At 38.7% G+C, this 17,587-nt stretch carries 12 protein-coding genes; 2 read left to right on the forward strand and 10 right to left on the reverse strand.

Translation table 11 applies throughout. The features are described from left to right. Positions 1-277 precede the first annotated feature (277 nt). The 10 genes from fadK to ACAN53_RS09405 all read right to left on the reverse strand — a co-directional run bounded on the left by fadK (position 278) and on the right by ACAN53_RS09405 (position 11,569). Positions 278-1,930 (reverse strand): medium-chain fatty-acid--CoA ligase, encoded by a 1,653-nt coding sequence (gene fadK, locus ACAN53_RS09360; protein ID WP_379969283.1) that lies wholly within the window; start codon positions 1,928-1,930, stop codon positions 278-280. A gap of 195 nt (positions 1,931-2,125) precedes the next feature. Continuing rightward, a complete protein-coding gene (locus tag ACAN53_RS09365) occupies positions 2,126-3,124 on the reverse strand; it encodes an electron transfer flavoprotein subunit alpha/FixB family protein (RefSeq protein ID WP_379969285.1) in 999 nt (332 codons plus the stop codon). 15 nt (positions 3,125-3,139) lie between these two features. Further along, complete coding sequence (locus tag ACAN53_RS09370) at positions 3,140-3,919, reverse strand: electron transfer flavoprotein subunit beta/FixA family protein (protein ID WP_379969287.1); 780 nt, start codon at positions 3,917-3,919, stop codon at positions 3,140-3,142. A 47-nt stretch (positions 3,920-3,966) separates the two neighbouring features. Then, positions 3,967-5,103: an acyl-CoA dehydrogenase family protein gene (locus ACAN53_RS09375; protein WP_379969289.1), complete on the reverse strand. Its 1,137-nt coding sequence runs from the start codon at positions 5,101-5,103 to the stop codon at positions 3,967-3,969. 68 nt (positions 5,104-5,171) lie between these two features. Then, positions 5,172-5,474 (reverse strand): ferredoxin family protein, encoded by a 303-nt coding sequence (locus ACAN53_RS09380; protein ID WP_379969291.1) that lies wholly within the window; start codon positions 5,472-5,474, stop codon positions 5,172-5,174. Then, the gene (locus ACAN53_RS09385) at positions 5,471-6,754 is read right to left on the reverse strand and encodes an FAD-dependent oxidoreductase (protein ID WP_379969293.1); all 1,284 of its coding nucleotides are present in this window, start codon (positions 6,752-6,754) and stop codon (positions 5,471-5,473) included. The genes ACAN53_RS09380 and ACAN53_RS09385 overlap by 4 nt, the downstream gene beginning before the upstream one ends. Before the next feature lie 174 nt (positions 6,755-6,928). Beyond that, complete coding sequence (locus ACAN53_RS09390) at positions 6,929-8,143, reverse strand: CaiB/BaiF CoA transferase family protein (protein WP_379969295.1); 1,215 nt, start codon at positions 8,141-8,143, stop codon at positions 6,929-6,931. An 83-nt stretch (positions 8,144-8,226) separates the two neighbouring features. Further along, on the reverse strand, positions 8,227-9,504 hold the full coding sequence (locus ACAN53_RS09395) for an MFS transporter (RefSeq protein WP_379969297.1): 1,278 nt from the start codon (positions 9,502-9,504) through the stop codon (positions 8,227-8,229). Between the two features lie 238 nt (positions 9,505-9,742). Beyond that, positions 9,743-10,267, reverse strand: a complete 525-nt coding sequence (locus ACAN53_RS09400) for a hypothetical protein (RefSeq protein ID WP_379969299.1) — start codon at positions 10,265-10,267, stop codon at positions 9,743-9,745. 117 nt (positions 10,268-10,384) lie between these two features. Further along, positions 10,385-11,569 (reverse strand): acyl-CoA dehydrogenase family protein, encoded by a 1,185-nt coding sequence (locus tag ACAN53_RS09405; protein ID WP_379969301.1) that lies wholly within the window; start codon positions 11,567-11,569, stop codon positions 10,385-10,387. 577 nt (positions 11,570-12,146) lie between these two features. On the opposite strand from ACAN53_RS09405, the gene ACAN53_RS09410 reads away from it, so the two are divergent. Both ACAN53_RS09410 and ACAN53_RS09415 read left to right on the forward strand, forming a co-directional pair. Further along, the gene (locus tag ACAN53_RS09410; protein WP_379969303.1) at positions 12,147-13,046 is read left to right on the forward strand and encodes a LysR family transcriptional regulator; all 900 of its coding nucleotides are present in this window, start codon (positions 12,147-12,149) and stop codon (positions 13,044-13,046) included. Between the two features lie 667 nt (positions 13,047-13,713). Further along, entirely contained in the window at positions 13,714-17,583 is a 3,870-nt protein-coding gene (locus tag ACAN53_RS09415; RefSeq protein WP_379969305.1) for a fibronectin type III domain-containing protein, read from the forward strand. The last annotated feature ends 4 nt before the right edge of the window (positions 17,584-17,587 follow it).

A 17,587-nucleotide genomic window follows, 5' to 3' on the forward strand; every position in this document is an offset into this window, starting at 1 on the left:
TAAGAAACGGCTACTATTCATTTACTATGAATGAACATACACTTGTCTGAAGGAGCATGAAATAGGAATCAGTCCTACAATTTCATTTGCTCATAATTGAGCATAGTTAGTGATTTAAAAAATTTCTTTCACTTGTATCACCCTCATACATAGGCATTTGAATTGAAATAAGTAGCTGTACATAACACCTACTTATTTCAATTTGCAAGGTGTTTTTTCTACTCCATTGTATAGAATACATAAAAATCGTCTGATATTTACGAACAAAATATGTTTATTAGATGACAAAGGAATTATCCTGATTTTCTTCTTTTAGCTTTGTCTTAATGTCTTCTCGCAATATATATTTCTTAATTTTACAGTTTTCATTTCTCGGGATACATTTTATAACTTCAATTCGTTCGGGAATTTTATATTTGGCTACATTCGTTTGTCCGAAAAGCGTTTTCACATCATCTAGTGTTATCCCTTTTTCAGGGAATTTTACTACTACATACGCACATGCTTTCTCACCCAATCTTGGATCAGGCATCCCTACTACAGCAACGTCACGAACATTAGGATGATTGAGTAAGATATCTTCTATTTCGGTACTACTTATATTTTCCCCACCACGAATGATTATATCTTTTTTTCGTCCGTTTATACGGATATATCCATCTTCGTCCATCGTACATAGGTCTCCGCTATAATACCAGCCATCATCATCTAAGGCGAGCGCAGTTAATTCTGGTTCTTTAAGATACCCTACAAAAACACTTGGTCCACGAGACGCTTCCTCTCCTTGGACTCCCGCTTGAACCGTGTTTCTAAATTCATCAACTACTCTTATTTCCACACCCGGTACAGCAGTTCCATCTGTATTAATAATTCTCTCACATGAGTCTTCTAGACGAACCGTTGAATGCGGTACACTCTCGGTAGAACCGTATACCCCAATCAATTTAAACCCTGATGCCAACGATTGTTTTAGCATATGTCTTGGTATTGGTGATCCTCCGCATAAAATAAAGCGCAGGGAAGAAGTATCACATTTCTTTTTTTCTAACGTATATAGAATATCGTAAACTAGAGGCGTGCTTGCATTTGCACATGTACATCTTTCACGCTCAATGAGCTCTAGACTATTTTCCGGATTATATTTGTCTTGTAAAACACATTTGGCCCCAATTAAAAACGAAATTGTTACTCCATGATGAAAACCAGAGGCGTGAGCCAGTGGAGAAGGCATAAAGATCGTATCAAGATACGTAAGGTTTAATCTTCCTGCAAATGCTTTTTCACTTGCAATAATGTTATTATGGGTTAACATAACACCCTTTGGAAATCCCTCTGTACCAGATGTAAACAGAACTACAGCCACATCATCAGCACTACAAGTTCGACATTTTTCTAATGGGGTATATTTGCTAAGCACATTGCATAGCGTTGTTCCCTCTTTAACAGGCACTTCTTTTTCAACAACAACAACTTCCTTCAAAGAGCGGACATTTGAAACCAAATTTCCAATCATAGAAGGGTAATTTATTTTTCTATATATAGAAGGAATAAACAATACTTTCGATTCACATTTAGTAAGAATATAAGTTAATTCTGCTTCACGTAAACTTGGCAATATAGGATTTACGATAGCTCCGACCTTTAAACAAGCAATGTATATCAGTGTAAACTCAGACCACCCAGGAATTTGTAAGGATACAATATCACCTGGTTCAACCCCAACGTCTATTAAATAGGATGCTAGCCTTCCAGCAGCTTCATCAAGTTCAGCATACGTGTAACTGGTACCCTGCCAATCAATTACAGCCGTTTTTTCTGGAGCACGTAACACTGAGTGTTGCCAATAGTCTGCCAAGGTGGCATCACCCCAGTATCCCTTTTTACGATATTCATTCTTTTGGTATTCATTTATTTTAATCCCCATGTCCATTCTTTGAGCCTCCTCGAAGATCGATTCTGGTAATAGCTATTTCGTAAAGACAAATTTCCCATTCCACCGGTTGCTGTCGTTAAAAAAGGGAAAGAAGATCAAATCATTCAAAATTTGATCTTTTCCTTTCCACAAAATGACACTACCAAAAGAAATGAAATCAGAGATAAAAGGTAATTGTATAAGTATTAACTATTATTTTAATTTCTTGATTTCTTCTATAAATACTGGTATAACCTCAAACAAATCTCCAACTACTCCGTAATCAGCTACTTCAAAAATTGGGGCATCCGGATCTTTATTAATTGCTACAATTACTTCTGATGAAGTTATGCCAGCTAAATGCTGTGTTGCTCCTGAGATTCCACATGCAATATATAGCTTTGGTGCAATTCTTTTACCTGATTGTCCAATTTGTAGCTGAGGAGGCATCCATTCAGCATCTACGCAAGCTCTTGTTCCCCCAACTGTTCCACCTAGAACATCTGCTAATTCTTTAATTAGTGCTACGTTTTCAGCTTTTCCTAGTCCTCTTCCACCTGCAACAACTACATCAGCATCTTCTAATTTAATACCTTCACCTGCTGATTTAATAATCTCAATAACTTTCGTTCTGATTTGATCTTCGGGCGTTTGTATTTCTTCTTTTACAACATTGGCTGTTCTTGTATCATCAGCTGTTCCTTTTTCATATGAACCTGCACGAACCGTACCGATTTGTGGCATTGTTCCAGTGAAAGATACAACCGACATGAGGTTACCCCCATAAATTGGTCTTGTCCAAGCAATAGAACCATCTTCACTAATTTCTACTGCCGTACAGTCTGCTGCTGAACCTACTTGTAATCTTCCGGCTACTCTCGATGCTAGTTCACGTCCATTATTGGTAGCTCCTAGCATGAATACAGAAGGCTGATACTTTTCTACTAATTTCACAATCGCATTTGTATAACTGTCAGTATTGTATTCTTTATATTCTTCACCTTGGACTACTATCACTTCATCCGCACCGTAAGCAGTTGCTGCTTGAACTGCTGCATCTACATCTTGTCCAACGACAATTGCTACTACATTTTCATTTGTTGTTGCTGTAAGCGCTTTCCCTCGGTTGATTAGCTCCAAAGCCACATTTTTTACTTCGCCATTGGCTGTTTCTAAAAATACCCATATATTCTTATAATCTTGCATATTCATTTTTACCCCTCCATCCTATATGAGCTTAGCTGCAGTTAGATTTTCAAATAATTTATGAGCTGAATCGCTTCCAGATGCCTCTTGAATTTTGATGCCAGCTTCTCTTTTTGGTGGTGCAAAGGTTTTGATTACTTTTGTAGGTGATCCCATACCTACCTTTGTCGTGTCAATTTCTAAATCAGCAGCAGTTAGTACTTCTATTTTCGCTTTATTCGCTGCCATTTTTGTTTTAATGGTTGCTAATCTAGGGTCATTAATCGAATCTACCACGGTACAAACCGCAGGAAGCTTTGCTTCCACCACTACATACCCATCATCTGTTTCACGGTTTACAACTAATGCATCACCCGTTACTTCCATCTTTCCAACGAAGGTAAGTGGTGAGAGACCAAGCTGTTCTGCAATTTGCGGACCTACTTGTCCAGCATCAGTATCTGTAGCTTGGTTCCCGCAAATAACTAAGTCAAAATGTCCTAGTTTTTTAATCGCTGCAGCTAGTATAGAGCTTGTTGAATAAGAATCCGATCCCTCAAAGGCTCCGTCACTGATTAATACAGCTTTATCAGCACCAACTGAGATACATTCTTTTAACGCTGCTTTTGCTTTATCAGACCCCATTGAAATAACAGTAATACTTCCGCCATGTGCTTCTTTCAATTGAACAGCAGCTTCAAGAGCATTTTTATCATATGGATTTACAATATTTGGAGCACCATCTTTGATTTTACCCGCTTCCACATCTACTTTTATTTCTTCTGCATCCGGCACTTGTTTCACACAAACTAGCAGTTCCATAAATTTATTCCTCCATTCAGTTAGAATATGAGATTCACTTTATACAATTAATCTTTCAACATTTGTCTAGCAATCGTTACCCGTTGAATTTGATTCGTTCCTTCGAAAATTTGGAATACTTTTGAATCTCTCATTAGTTTTTCAACAGGATATTCTTTACTAACACCATATCCACCGAAAATTTGAACTGCATCTGTCGTTACCTTTACAACTGTATCTCCGCAGAATGTTTTCGTAATGGCTCCCTCTCTTACAACTGGGTCACCACTATCCATTAATCCCATTGACCATTGAACTAGATTACGGGCTGCTTCTGTCTGAATTTCCATATCAGCCAATATCATTTGTATCGCTTGGAAATTACCAATTGGTTTACCAAATTGTTTTCTTTCCTTAGCAAACTTAATAGATTCATCAATTGCTGCCTGACAAATACCAACTGCTAGCGTACCAACGAACGCTCTAGATACGTTTAATGTAGCCATGGCAATTTTGAAACCATCTCCTTCTTGTCCAAGAAGATGACTAGCAGGTACTCGAACATCTTCAAGAATAAGATCTGTCGTATTTGATAATCGAAGTCCCATTTTGTTTTCATGACTACCAACTGAAAGACCCAGGCGATCTCGTTCTACGATAAATGCAGAAATTCCCTTAGCTCCCTTGCTCTTATCTGTCACACAGAATACTACATATACGCTAGCATAACCTCCATTTGTAACAAAACACTTCGTGCCATTAAGAACATACTCGTCTCCGTCTTTAACTGCTGTCGCTCTAAGAGATGCTGCATCAGTCCCAGCATTAGGTTCAGATAAAGAAAATGCTCCAAATGCTCCAGGAACGATAATATCGGAGAACATTTTTTTCTGTTCTTTATTTCCTGCAAATATAACAGAACGCAGTGCAACAAATGTTGTAACTAAGGAAATTGCGAACCCTGCATCAACTTTAGCTAATTCTTCAAAAACAATCGCCGTTGTTTTAAAATCTAAACCAGAGCCACCGAATTCTTCAGGAATTTCTAACACATGCAAACCCATGTCAAATGCCTTTTTCAATATTTCAATTGGAAATTCTCCAGATTCGTCAAACTTTTTCACATGCGGTTTTAGTTCTTTAAGTGCAAAATCTCTTACTAAATCTCTTAATTCAGTTTGTTCTTCTGTTAATATATGTCCCATTTCAATTCCTCCATTATTTATCAAATGTAAGTATTTTTTTATAGAATGAACCTAGAGTATGTCTTCCATTACCCTTCTCGGTAAATAATTCCGACTCCTTGCACCGGATAATTCCAAGAATACCCGTCTACACCTTTATTGATTCGCTCACAAACATAGCGACAATTTCCACATTCTAAACATCCTACATGGTCAAAATTTAAAACATTGTTAACAGCATCCCATGTATAACGTTCAGCCGGACAACAAGTTGTACATGCACGATGATCGCATGTTGAGCAAGCTGCCTTATTAACCAAAATGTGTGCGTTATGATCATCACTATCAAAACGGTTGGTTGCTAAACGATCATCCATAGATAACATTTTCATAGAGATCTACTCCCTTTAATCACATCTTTTAGTACATTGAAATATGGTATCTTACCCGCAACAGTTTGCTTTACGACACCCATCACAGATTTTGTCGGATTACTATCAACTGTATAGAGACTTTTTAAAAGTTTGGTTGCAAGCTCTGGATAAGTAGTAAACATATGCTGTGAATGACTAATATAATCGTGAGAATTTTTGAATGTTCTAAGATCTTTTAATACCACTTCTTCTAATTTACTTTCATACATCTTTAAAAAGCTCTTAGAATAATTTTCAGCATTCACGGCCTCAATTGCTGTTTCAGCAGCTGCTATACCAGAAAGAATGGCGTAGTCCATACCACGAACAGTAAATCCTCTGTTAACAACCAATCCTGCCGCGTCTCCTGTAATCATAAATCCATCTGCGCAAAGTTCTGGAAGAGATTTAAATCCTCCCTCAGGAATGAGGTGCGCGGAGTATTCAATTAATTCGCCGCCTTCGATATAACGTGCTATCGATGGATGCTGTTTCAACTGTTCAGCTACATCTGCTAATGGCAATTTTGATTTTTTCCAGCCCACGGAGTCGACTACAAGCCCTAGGGAGACACTATCAACGTTTGTATAAAGAAATGCTCCTCCGCTTATTCCCTTGTTCACATCTCCTACACAAAGCAGGGCTACTCCTTTGCCACTTTCTGTATTAAAACGTTCATTAATTTTTTCCTCTGAAAGTTTAATTACATGTTTGACACCTACAGCAATGTCTTTCACGTCTACTGCTTTAATGAGCCCAGCACGTTCGGCAACAAGGGCATTTACACCTTCTGCACTAATGACCAGATCTGCCTCAAGTTCCTCTTCTCCGGTCTTAATACCACAAACTTTCCCATCACGGATAATTAACCCATCTACCGTACTACCAGACAACATCATGGCGCCTTCTTCTTCTGCCTTTGCTGATAACCAAGCATCAAATTTTCCTCTTAATACAGAGTATGATTTCTGGTTCATGGAAGGAAATGTAGAATCAATTGCCATACTGTCTTCTTCAGTCATCATCATGATGATTTCTCGCGTTACTTCGCGTTCAACTGGAGCATCTGCCCATTCACCAGGCATCAACTTATCAAGAGCATGTGTATAGAGACGTCCACCAGTCATATTTTTTGTTCCTGGCTCATTTCCTCTCTCCACTACTATTACTTCTACCCCAGCCTTGGCTAGACGATATGCAGCTGCTAATCCTGCGACGCCGGCTCCAATTACGATAACCTGAACTTTTTCCTCAGACATAGTAATTCCTCCTCTCTTTTAATACTTCCTTGATACACGTTTTTAGTTAGTGAATTATTTGCATGTTTTAACTCTTCATTTATTTAGGTCGATTTTCTACTATGATGAGATGCTTGATTTGTTTTCAAAGTACAAATCGACCCGCATATTTTTCACAAAATTATTGGTAGAAATTTAGGCTTGAATTAAGGCCTTATTAGCTATCATTTTTTCAATAGATTCTTGCGAGTAGCCAAGTTGTGTTAATACCTCTACTGAATGATATCCAAGTGGTTTTGATACTACTAAATCTGGATCACCTACAGTATTAAATCTTACAGGAGCAGTCGGAATTGCTACTTCTTTTCCTGAAGGATATGTTATTTTTCTAAGAACATCGTTAGCCCACACCTGTTCATCATGCACAACTTCGTCCATGCTATATCCTTTTTCAATAGGTATATCATTTTCTTTAAATAGCTTCATGATATCGTCAAGAGTAAATTTAACTAATTCATTTTCAAGTATTTCAATAATTTCACGATTTTTTCCACGATTATTTACTGCTTCAATCGTATTGTAATTGTCATTATCTATTAAATCTTCTCTACCAAGGAGTTTCATAACTTTTGGAAAATCCCTGTTGTATTCAGGAGCACAAAACAAGAACCATCTACCATCTTTTGACATATAAGTGTCGTTAAAAGGATTAGACACTTCTTTTCTACTCTTAGGATATACATTACCCGGGAATTGCGAAGAAACAACTGCAATATTCAGCATAAATACTGCTGCGTGGTGAAGACTCGCCGTCACTTTATCACCTACACCCGTTTTTTCTCTTCCTACTAGTGCGGCACATATTCCTGATACGAGACACATCGTTACTTGAAAATCGCCATATGCATTTGGTTCTAATAGAGGAGATTCTCCCCGCTCTGTCATTGCCGTTAAGGCTCCGCCACGACAAACATAGGAAGTAGCATCGTATCCAGGAGTATCTTTTTCAGGTCCATTCTCCCCGTAGCCAAGAATTTGAGCAAAAACCAGTTTAGGAAATCTCTTGCTAAGTTCTTCATAAGAAAAACCTAATTTTTCAAGTGCCTTTGTTCTATAACTTGTTACAAGAACATCAGCTGATTCAATCAGTTTATAGGCTGCTTCTTTTCCATCTTCATCTTTCAAATTAAGACAAACAAATTTTTTATTAAAATTGGCTATATCAAATGCCGGATTTTCTTCATTACTATAAGGCATGTTAAATACTCCGCCTTGAGTTCTAGAAGGATCTCCTTTTGGTGGTTCTATCTTAATAACTTCTGCTCCCCATTCCGCTAGAACTCTTGGTACTGTTGGGGCAGCATAGAATCCTGTTAATTCAACAACCTTTATTCCTTCTAATGGTTTCAAGTGTATTTCCTCCTTCACTTCAATTTAATTATTTGAAAATACCTTATGCAGTGGCTTTTGGATACCATCGACTACTCATTTATTTATAGATTTGATTGGGCATTTTTAGAAACAATAGGTTTAACCTTTGTAATTAGAATCAAAATGATTGCTCCTAAAACAGCCATAGCAGAACCTAAATACATAGCAGTTTCATATTTACCAGACATATCGATAACAAAACCAGTAAGGATTGGGGCTGTTATTCCAGCAAACGTTCCAATAAAGCCATACAAACCAACAATCATACCTGCATTCTTAGGAGCAAGAATGATTGGAATGGAGAAAAATCCTCCTTGAGTAAGGGTTAAACCACCCATTGACACTGATAACAATAAGATAGCTGTAAATAAACTGCTTGTTTGAGTGGCAAACATTAACGCAATTCCACCAAAGATTAAACCAATGATTGGGAACAATTTCCGACCAATGTTTTGACCGAACTTTTTAGCTCCCCAGTCAGCTAACATACCACCTATTGGATAAGTGAATACGGCAACCAGATACGGAAACATCGTAGCGTATCCAGCTTGAGATAAGGATAAGTGACGTCCCTTAGCAAAATAAGTTGGTAACCATGTAAGGAGCAAGTAAAAGACGTAATTGTAACAGAAATAGGATAGTGTTGCTCCCCATACTGACATACTTCCATAAACTTCTTTCGTGGTAAGCGCTTCACCGGCAATTTCCTTCTTACCTTGACCAGCTTTAATATAAGCTACTTCTTCTTTGCTGATTGTAGGATGAAGTTCTGGCTTGTCTTTACCAAATTTCCACCAAATTAAACACCATACTGGACCAAGAATAGAAAATAAGTAGAAAATTGTTTGCCAGTTAAAATTTTGGATAAGGTAGACGCCAAGCGGCATAGTGATTGCAACCCCAAGTGGAACGCCTATAAGGGTAAATCCTTGTGCTTTTCCAGCTTCCTGGCTTGGCACCCATCTCGATATCAGTGAAGATGCGGACGGTAGTGTAACACCTTGGCCAACACCAACCAGCGCACGGATGGCAACGAAAAGACCAATTGATCCAGCAAAAGGACTTAGTAATGTAAATAATGACCAGAACAATGTACCGATAACAATAACTTTACCTGCACCGAATTTATCAGCTAAGTAACCAGCCGGTAACATTGAAATTGCATAACCTATGAAAAACGCCGTCGAAACTAGTCCAAATTGCGTAGCATTCCAACCATAATATTTCATAATTGTTGAACCTGCGATTGAAATACTAGATCTACCAAGATACATGAATGTATAACATAATACTAAGATGAAAACTGTAACCCAACGTTTATTGCCAACCCTTGATTCCATAACTACTTCCTCCTTTATTGATAAACTAGAGTTCCTAACTCCTTCTTCAGAATATAATATGTCTATCCATATATCTAATTCTTATTACCTTGGGAATTCGGACAACCTATAAACATTGTATATAGATTCACATAATGCTATCCAATTCGAACCAATTCAAGTAGGCTATCAAAATATGGACTGGGCTTTACACAGATAAAGCTTCAACAGTTTGAATATCTACTTAGATAAAAGTATGTTAGTATTGGGCCGACATCTTTTCCAAAGGAACCTCCAGAAGTCCTATTGTTTTGCTATATACATAGATGATAAAACCTCGTTTGCATCGAAAGACACACTGTAGACATGGATCTTCATCACAATACACATAGGCGTCCTCATCTGCCAAAGAGAATACGATAGGTGGACGCTTCTTTGCAGAGACATACTTGATGTAACTCCCTGTGAAGGTCTTAAGTAAAACCCATTCAATACTATCCTCCGGCCGTTTCATTTCCCAAAATACCTGTACAGCATTTTGGTTGTGACCACCAACAATCTTGTAGTCCACATTTATGTCAGATCCTACTTCCTCCAGATGTTGCGGTTTTAGTCGTTCCATAAGTTCACCGCAGCAGCTAGGCTCTTGAGACGGTACATTGTAGTCCAAATTTTGGTACAATCTGCCGCAATGATTACAGCGGTAAATTACGATATCGGGACATTCCGGCCAGGGTTTTCTAGATGCCTTGCTTCTTAATGGACTAAATTCCTTTTCTTCCATCTTCCAGCCCCCCATTCCATTCTAAAAATAATTCTTATGCGATATGTAGCTTCCTAACGATTATAAAAAAGGAGCATCAGTCATGATGCCCCCTTGTAATCTACATATTTCTTCAGATTAGTCCTCGTACTTTAATACGCCACCGTGTTTAATCGTTTGACGAGAAATGGTAATGCGTTGTACAGTAGGAGTTCCTTCCTCTAACCACATTGCACGAGCATCGCGGTACAGACGTTCAACAGGACCATATTCGCAATCTTCGAAATAACCAATACCACCGAAAATTTCCAGCATTTCATCACTTACCAATTTAGTAACTTGAATACTGAACAATTTACACATAGCTGCCTTTTCTTCAATATATTCTCCCTCAGGATCTTTTTCATAGTCCTGGGCAAAGTCGCGAACCATAGTACGAAGAGCATGAGTATAAGTAGCCATATCTGCAATCTTCATTCTGATAGCCTGACGTTCAATAATAGGTTTACCAAATGTAACACGATCATGGGCACGTTTAAGAGTAATCTCTAGCATCCGTTGAGCCATACCTAGATTACTAGCTGCGATGTGAACACGAGAAACAGAAAGTGAATGAATAGCGATTTCAAGGCCTTGGCCTAGTTCACCTAACAAAAATCTCTTGTTAACTCTCATGTTAGTAAATTTTAAGCCGGTATGACCTGAACCACGTGCACCCATCATGTGAGGCATAGGAGTAAGTTCGTATCCTGGTGTGTCTGCTGAAACCATGAATGTAGAAAGACGATGGTCCTTATCGCCATTAGGATCCGTAATACAAGTAATATAAGAATAGTTACTGCAATCAGTATGAGAGATTAAGAACTTCTCACCGTTAATGATGTAATCATCACCGTCTTTAACAGCTATTGTTTGAATATCCATACCAGTACCGCCTTTTTCCTCGGTAACGGCCCAGTTAGTGAAAACTGATCTATCTTGGAACTTAGGCATTAACTCTGCTTTCAACTCTTCCGTACCATAGTCGAACAGCGGACGCCAGTTCAAATCCATTGCATAGTGTAAATGCATACGCATTCCACCAGGACCACGACTAAATTCTTCTTGAAGTTCTAATATTTGTTGTTCAGAAAGACCCCAGCCGCCATACTCAACTGGAAGTGGAGCACGATACAGGTCATTTTTAATATTTGTTTCATAGAATTCCTCAGGAAACTTATTCGTAACCTCGATTTCTTTCTGCATTTCATCGTAACGACCCTCAACGAGTTCACGAATCTGCATCTTGTAAGCTTCAAATTGTAGTGGGGTTAATGTACTCATAATATCCTCCTAATTGTTTAAAAAATTAATGTGTTTCTGTCTACACACAAATTGTATCAAGGACCTTTTCCAAAAACTAATTCTTAAAACCCCACCTTTATCCATAATTTATAGAAGCCATCAATGTAATCCGTTTTTATGAAATAAGTATGATCTATATAAAGTTGCAAATAATCGGAGGGTGACGGTATGAAACGGTATTCATATCCTACAATATAAGAAAAATCCTTTCATTCTATATAAAATCGGGAGTGAAAATGCCTTATATAAATATATTCTTCTACTAATTAGCTATAGAAGGTCTTGAGAGAAAATGATTTCACCTTTTATATACTATTTTATTACGATAATAAAAATAGAAACCTTATTAATTAGATTTATAGCTATCATCTATTAATAGCACCGAATCCACTAAACTTTCACATGTATTTGTATTTTTTTCGAACAAATAGTACATCTCATAGACGGAAAAATGTTTTATCCGTAAACTAATTTGTAAAGAGATATCATAAAACTTTGTTACTTACTTCACATTCAAATTTATTGTTAGCTCGTTCTTAGATTGGAGAGGAAAAATATGAACCTGTACCAACTTTATTATTTTAAGACACTGGCAAGACTGGAGCATTACACAAAAGCCGCTGAAGAGCTTTGTTTGACTCAACCTAGTTTAAGTCATGCAATTTCATGTTTAGAAGATGAACTTAATATACTATTATTCGAAAAGCGTGGGCGAAATATACAATTAACAGAATACGGAAAACAATTTTTACCTTATGTTGAAAGCGCTATCGAAGAAATAGAAACAGGGACTAAAAGAGTGAAAGAATTAGTAGAAAAAAAAGACGGACACATAAGCATCGGATTTATTTACACACTTACCTCACAGTTTATTCCTAATTTAGTTCGAGGTTTTCAAAATAATGAACAAAATAAAAACATTAAGTTTTCTTTAAAAGAAGGCTTTACTAAAGAACCATGTACGATGAGTTTAGTCAAAAGCTTAAAAGAAGAAAAATTTGATCTGATATTTATTTCTCTTATTCCGAAGGACCCAGAGATAGAATTTATTCCTCTCTTCGACCAAAACTTAGTTGCACTTCTTCCTAAAGATTGTCCTCTTGCTAGTCAGCCAACCATTGATTTAATAGATACTGTACCCTATCCATTAATTCAATATTGCGGGAAAGCGGGATTAACACAAGAAATTAATCGGATGTATGAGAAAGTGCATGTTGTTCCGAACATTGGCTGTGAGGTTGAGGATGAACTTGCAATGGCTAATTTTGTTGCAGCCAATTTAGGGATAGCCATCGTTCCAAATAACCCAATAATTCAGAAGTTAAAAGATATTGTCATTCGTCCAATCCAAAATCCTGCTTATACGAGAACAATATACATTGGTACAAAGAAAAATCGTCAATTACCGCAATCCATACAGAGATTCAAAGAGTATGTAATCAATTCTTATAAATAATTCTACATATTGTAAATTGATAACGTTTACTAACAAAAATCTCAAGATGCCTACTTCTTTCTTCATTAAGCATTTTTGCGGACTTTAGTTGATTATAAGAATCCCCAAGCGATAGCAAAATAGATACTTTTTTTAGGTTTCGTTTATATTGGATTTGGGAGCGTTTTTCATGAGGATCAGAAAGCAGCGCTATGAAAAATCCCTACAAGAAAGGCTAGTCACCGACTCAGGCCAACCTTGTGGGGATTTTTCTGTTGCTATAAAATGAGCAGGTTTCATTTTAGCCCATCCCCAAAAAGAAATTATTTCATGCTCGGGTGTACTCATTTTCAATAACTTACAGACACGTTTCCCCCGAAATAATCGGTATTTCTCCATTTGCAATAATCTTATTTTGTAATATTTTACTTTATTTGGAAAGGAGATAGTACATAAAGTGTAGAATCTTACCATATGATTTTGATTTCTCTTTACTGAAAAGGAGGCGAACTTGTTGAAAAAACGTGTTTTGTCCAAAAACATGTAATACAAATGTAGGAAAAGCTGTTCTCTTAATGAAAATGAGTAAAGCATTCTTCATAAGATAAGCTCCTACATACGATTATGTGTAAAGTAAAAAAATTTATGGGAGAGTTGCTGATGAATAATGAATAAAGAAAGAAGAAAAATGGATGTTAAAAAAATGAGCCGAAAAGTCAAAACTATTATTATTGCTGGGTTAGTAGTCGTTGCATCGCTTCCTGTGACAGAGATTCAAAAGGTACTACCAGCACAGGCTGCTACTACCAATATGAACCAAGGTTCGACACCTGACTATTATCAAACACCGAATTACGCAAACAGCCCCCTTCCTGAGTTTGATGCGAATAGTAACATCGTTCCTGGGACGGGAATGCGGAAATTTGTCGATACTTTACCCGGTATGGGTTCAAACAATGCAAATGATTTGGGACAGTATATTCCCGTTGCTGTGCCTGATACAACAACGTATCCTGGCTCAGATTATTATGAAATTTCACTTGTTGAATATAAGGAACAAATGCATAAAGATCTTCCTGCAACGAAATTACGAGGATATATGCAAACCAATACAAATGATCCGACAGTAAAAGACAAGCCAAGTTATTTTGGTCCGACAATTATTGCCCATAAGGATCGTCCCGTTCGGGTTAAATTTACGAACAAGCTTCCTACCGGTAGTGGCGGAGACCTGTTTCTCCCTGTGGATACTTCCTTAATGGGGGCTGGAATGGGACCAGACGGCAAGAGTATGTATACGCAAAACCGCGCTACTCTCCATTTACATGGAGGGATTACACCATGGATAAGCGATGGAACCCCGCATCAGTGGATCACACCTGCAGGAGAAAATACTCCTTATCCGAAAGGCGTTAGCGTGAAAAATGTCCCTGACATGCCAGATCCGGGGGATGGTTCCATGACATTCTTTTATACAAATCAACAAAGTGCAAGAATGATGTTTTACCATGATCATAGTTATGGTCTGACCCGGTTGAATATTTATGCTGGGGAAGCATCCGGTTACCTCATACGTGACCAAGTTGAACAAGATCTAATTGACAAAGGAATCATTCCTAAAGATGAAATTCCTTTATTTATACAGGATAAAACGTTCGTACCAACGGATAATCAGTTAGCAGCTACAGATCCAACCTGGGATAAAATGAAATGGGGCGGACTAGGCAACTTGTGGTTCCCGCATGTATATATGCCAAACCAAAATCCGTATGATCTCTCAGGTGCAAATCCAATGGGGCGCTGGGATTATGGTCCATGGTTTTGGCCACCAAATACTGGATTAGCAAATGGGCCTGTCGCGAATCCGCTTTATGGAAAACCGGGTCAACCACCTAAGAATCCTGGTACACCGAATATATCTGCCGTTCCGGAAGGGTTTATGGATACGCCAGTCGTCAATGGTACTGCCTATCCATCCCTTACAGTCGAACCAAAATCATACCGTTTCCGAATTTTAAATGCTTCGAATGATCGTGCTTGGAATCTACAGTTTTACAAAGCAAAATCAAGCTCGAAAATGTGGAATCCAGATGGAACGCTTAACGACGCCAATGCTGGTGAGATTCCAATGGTCGACGCTGTTCGGAAAGCAGGTTACCCGAGTAAGTGGCCGACAGACGGAAGAGCCGGCGGTGTTCCTGATCCAGCTGCTGCCGGACCTAATATGATTCAAATTGGCAATGAAAGTGGTTTCTTACCAAATGCGGTAGAACTTCAAAATCAGCCAATCGATTATGAATATGGAAGAAGAAGTATCACAGTGCTTAACGTATCCAGTAAAACATTATTATTAGCACCAGCCGAAAGAGCCGATGTAGTTGTCGATTTTAGCAAATACGCGGGGCAGACTCTTATTCTTTATAATGATGCACCTGCGCCGGTTCCAGCATTTGATCCGCGCTATGATTATTACACAGGCGATCCCGATCAATCTGCAACTGGTGAAAATACGGGCGGAGCGCCTACCACTCAACCTGGTTACGGTCCAAATACGCGTACCGTTATGCAGATTAAGGTTGCACCTGCTACCTCGACTACTACTGATACAACACAAAAAACCGTTGATACGTTAAAAACAGAAATACCAAAAGCATTTAATGCAGGCCAAAACAAGCTCATTGCTCCCGATCCTAAAACATATGGCACGATTCAAGACACGACACTTACGTTCACACCTCCAGGCGCTACTTCTCCTGTCACATTACCGGAGGAGCCGAAAGCAATTGCCGAGGAATTCGAAACAAAATATGGACGGATGAACGCAACTCTTGGGGTTGAATTACCGAACACCAATTTCCAAAATCAAACAACCATTATGCTAGGATATATCGATCCTTCTACCGAAAATCTCACCGATGCAGCAACGCCGCTCACTCCTCCGTCAGCTGACGGGACCCAAATTTGGAAAATTACGCACAATGGTGTGGACACACATGCAATCCATTTCCATTTATTCGATATACAGCTTATTAACCGAGTTGGCTGGGATGGTTCCATTCGATTCCCAGATGATAATGAACGAGGTTGGAAGGACACCGTTCGAATGAATCCATTAGAGGATACCATTATCGCACTAAGACCTGTAGCACCAAAACTACCATTTGCACTGCCAGACAGTGTGCGCCTTCTCGATCCTACCATGCCAGAAGGTTCAACAATGGGCTTTATGGGAGTCGATCCAAAAACAGGAAACCCAATGACAGTTACAAATAAGCTAACGAATTTCGGATGGGAATACGTATGGCACTGTCACCTACTCGGTCATGAAGAAAATGACATGATGCGCCCAATTTCTTTTACTGTATCGCAAAATGCTCCAGCAGCTTCCACCTTAACTGCTGCGAGAAACAACGGTGGTCCAGTTGATTTATCTTGGACAGATCCGACACCTATTAACTATAGCGACCTAACTACTTTTGGTAATCCGTCCAATGAAATTGGCTACAGAATCCAGCGCGCAACCATTACAAACGGTAAAGTTGGATCCTATGCTGATATTGGAACAGCGTTGGCCAATAAAACGACTTTCACTGATCCTACAGTCAATGCTAACACGGATTACAGCTACCAAATTATTGCCTATAACGCCAAGGGTGAGACAGTTTCTAATGCTGCCGTAGCACAAGGAGTTCCTTTACCTCCTGCTGACCCGACGAATCTATCTGCAATTCTATCAGGAACACAAGTAAACCTTGCTTGGACAGATAATGCTACCAATGAAACGAACTATATCGTCGAGCGTTCAACAGATGGGACCAACTTTACCGTCATTTCCACACTTGGGGCGGGCAGTGTAAGCTACAGCGATCCAAACATCACACCAGGAACATACACGTACCGTGTGAAAGCTGTAAATGGAAATTTAGCTTCTAATTACTCAAATACTGCTAGTGTTACGATGGTTTCGGCACCTGTTAAACCAGCGGCGCCAACCAATCTAAGGGCAACTGTACGAACAGGACCAGCAGTAGACTTAACTTGGAAAGATAATGCTACAAACGAGACGGGATTTATCGTTGAACGTTCAACAAATGGCGGTGCGTATGCCGCAATTACAACACTAAATGGAAACCCTAATACGGGAACCATGAACTTTACCGACTCCACGACAGTAGCAGGAAACAGTTATAGTTACCGGATCAAAGCCGTAAATGGAAACTTGGCATCCGGCTATTCAAACATCGCACAAGTAACTATTACAGCACCGCCTGCAGCACCAGCAGGATTGAAGGCAACCCTTTCAGGAAGAAATATATTTAATAATACAGATTACCTCTTTTTATATTGGAGTAAACCGACAGGTACGGTTACGCAATACACTGTTCAATATGCTACTGATAGTGCTTTTACAAAGGACCTTACAACAGTTAAATTGACAACGACCTATAATTTCATTATGGGCTTAGCAAGACATAAAACCTATTACTTTAGAGTACAGGCAACGAACCAAAGCGGTTCATCTCCGTGGTCGCAAACTCTAACTGTAACGACACCTTAAGAAA

This window comes from Ectobacillus soli, from assembly GCF_042610425.1.
GTDB lineage: Bacteria > Bacillota > Bacilli > Bacillales > Bacillaceae_G > Ectobacillus.

Excerpts from the sequence above, each read along its gene's own strand:
- fadK (WP_379969283.1), bottom strand. The coding sequence starts at position 1,930 with ATGGACATGGGGATTAAAATAAATGAATACCAAAAGAATGAATATCGT.
- ACAN53_RS09365 (WP_379969285.1), bottom strand. The coding sequence starts at position 3,124 with ATGAATATGCAAGATTATAAGAATATATGGGTATTTTTAGAAACAGCC.
- ACAN53_RS09370 (WP_379969287.1), bottom strand. The coding sequence starts at position 3,919 with ATGGAACTGCTAGTTTGTGTGAAACAAGTGCCGGATGCAGAAGAAATA.
- ACAN53_RS09375 (WP_379969289.1), bottom strand. The coding sequence starts at position 5,103 with ATGGGACATATATTAACAGAAGAACAAACTGAATTAAGAGATTTAGTA.
- ACAN53_RS09380 (WP_379969291.1), bottom strand. The coding sequence starts at position 5,474 with ATGAAAATGTTATCTATGGATGATCGTTTAGCAACCAACCGTTTTGAT.
- ACAN53_RS09385 (WP_379969293.1), bottom strand. The coding sequence starts at position 6,754 with ATGTCTGAGGAAAAAGTTCAGGTTATCGTAATTGGAGCCGGCGTCGCA.
- ACAN53_RS09395 (WP_379969297.1), bottom strand. The coding sequence starts at position 9,504 with ATGGAATCAAGGGTTGGCAATAAACGTTGGGTTACAGTTTTCATCTTA.
- ACAN53_RS09400 (WP_379969299.1), bottom strand. The coding sequence starts at position 10,267 with ATGGAAGAAAAGGAATTTAGTCCATTAAGAAGCAAGGCATCTAGAAAA.
- ACAN53_RS09405 (WP_379969301.1), bottom strand. The coding sequence starts at position 11,569 with ATGAGTACATTAACCCCACTACAATTTGAAGCTTACAAGATGCAGATT.
- ACAN53_RS09410 (WP_379969303.1), top strand. The coding sequence starts at position 12,147 with ATGAACCTGTACCAACTTTATTATTTTAAGACACTGGCAAGACTGGAG.
- ACAN53_RS09415 (WP_379969305.1), top strand. The coding sequence starts at position 13,714 with ATGGATGTTAAAAAAATGAGCCGAAAAGTCAAAACTATTATTATTGCT.